General features: G+C 65.6%; 1 protein-coding gene. It reads left to right on the top strand.

The genetic code is table 11. The annotated features are described in order from the left end of the window. A partial coding sequence (locus tag ABNS06_RS13510; RefSeq protein WP_348675118.1) for a hypothetical protein occupies nt 1–2,140 on the top strand: 2,140 nt, incomplete at its 5' end. Nucleotides 2,141–2,310: the final 170 nt, after the last annotated feature.

Raw genomic sequence — 2,310 nt, 5'->3', positions numbered from 1 at the left:
CCCGCAGGGGGCCATCGTCGCGGTGATTCCCCCGGGCACGGGGATGCTGGTGGCGGCGGCCGATCAGCTTGAGGGCTACGACAACGAGATCTACGACAACCGCACCGTGGGCATCGCCCTGGTGAACTACGGGCTGGCCGATCCGGGCGAGGCCGCGACGAATTACGACTTTTATCCGGAAGGGATACACATCTACGACAACCTGTTCCGGAACAACGGCTACAACCCGGCGCTGCCCGACTTGTCGCGCAGCACGTGCACCGGCGGTGACGGCATTCCGGCGGGCCTGCCCGGACCGGGCGACGATCTCGCGTGCATCGGCGACAACCCCACGCTGCTGCCGCTGATCATCCAGATCAAGAATTTCGGCACCAGCGCTCACATCATCTGGGACGGGGGCGAGGACGAGCCCAATGACTGCGCCACCGTGCCGGTCGACCGCGACGGCATTCCGCTGACCGAGCCCAACCCGAACGAGACCACGCGTCCGGAGCCGCGGACCGACGAACGTGGCCGACCGAACTTCTACCAGTTCGATCCGATTCCCGACTGCAAGTGGAACGCGTGGAAGTTCGCCGAGGGCGAACTGAAGAAGCCGGAGAACGGCATCTGCATCGAGAACAACGTCTACGAGAACACGACCAACCCGCTCGTGGACGACTTCGCCAACGTGCATTTCGCCACGCCCGATCCCACCGCGTTGCCGAATCTGGTGCCGGCGGACAATACGCCGCCGACCGACTGCCCGGTGGCGGCCGAGTCACTGCTGGCGCAGTACGTGCCGGTGCTGCCGGCGTTCGAAATTCATCCGAATGCGGCGGCGCGGCCGACCGATGCCCAGATCGCCGCGGTGTGCAACGGTGGCCCGTCCGGAGCGATCAATTATCAGGCGCTGGCGACGGTGAACTGCCCGACGCTGGCGGATTACGGCCTGTTCGAGCATGCGGACGATCCACGTGTCGCACCGCGTGGCCATGCGATGCCGTTCGATCTGAATACCATCCTGTTCTCCGACTACGCAGTGAAATACCGCTTCCTGTTCCTGCCACCGGCCGCGGGCGGCGGGGTCCAGAAGGCGATATTCCAGGACAGCCAGGATTGCGACACGCTGAACATCTACGACTGCTACACGCAGACGCTGCACTTCCCCGTCGGCACGGTGTTCGCGAAGACCTTCGCGTTTCGCGACGGGGACGACGAGGATGTCGTCGAGACCCGGCTGCTGATCAAGCGCGAGACCTCGGATGGCGTGACCTGGGTCGGTCTGCCGTACCGCTGGGTGGACTCCGATGATGGTGGCCGCGAGGCGGTGCTGGTGCTCGAGGGCGACACCGCCAGCGTGACCTACGACTATGTCGATCCGGACCCGGAGGTGGTCGACGCCCAGGGTGACCCCGTGCGCTACACCGGCACCGTGGAGCACTATGCGGTGCCCAACGCTGGCGCCTGCATCCTCTGCCACACCGGGGATGATCTGGAGCCCGGCGCGCCGCCGATCGGGCCGAAGGTCCGCAACCTCAATCGCGACTTCGACTTCCCCGACGTCGGCAGCATGAACCAGCTTGCCTACATGCAGAGCCAGGGCATGCTGGAGTTGCCCGACGCCCCGCAGAATCTGGAGACGATGGTGCGCTGGAACGTGCCGGGCTCCGGCGGGCAGATGCCCGGTTCACCGGCCGACGTGCATCAGCGCGCTCGTGCCTATCTGGAGGTCAACTGCATGCACTGCCACAATCCCGCGGGCAATGCGCAGAACTCCGGGCTGTTGCTGGATGCGTTCAACGATCCGATGGATCAGCGTCACGGCATCTGCAAGAGTCCCATCGCCGCCGGCCGCGCCGCGGATTTCGGCAGCTTCGACATCCGGCCCGGCAGCGCGGACGAATCCATCCTCCCGCTGCGTGTCGCCACGGTGCAGGCCGGGGCGCTGATGCCCCCGGTGGCCCGCTCCGTTCCGCACACCGAGGCGGTGGAACTGCTGATGCACTGGGTGGACAACGTGGTTGCCGATTTCGCTGATCCGGACGCCAACACCTGCGGCCGCGGCGGGTTGATGAAGATTCACGGCGTGCCGCTGCGTCTGCCCACCGGTGAGGCGCCCACACCGTCGACGCCGGCGCAACAGAAACCCTGGGGGTAGCCGCCAGTCGGGACGTCAGGCGGTGCGGGAGCGTCTCTTCCGTTCGTGCTGAACGAACCGTTTGCGCCGACTTCGCATTTTCCTCACGTCACGTCTGATCTAATCATGCCAGCAACGCATCATTCCCCATGTGTTGCCGAATCAGGTGTCGAGGTCATTGCCTCCGCCTG

The organism is uncultured Abyssibacter sp., from assembly GCF_964000955.1.
In the GTDB taxonomy this organism is placed as follows: domain Bacteria; phylum Pseudomonadota; class Gammaproteobacteria; order Nevskiales; family OUC007; genus Abyssibacter.
The sequence above is the reverse complement of the archived record's forward strand: the minus strand, read 5'-3'. Positions and strand labels throughout refer to the sequence as shown.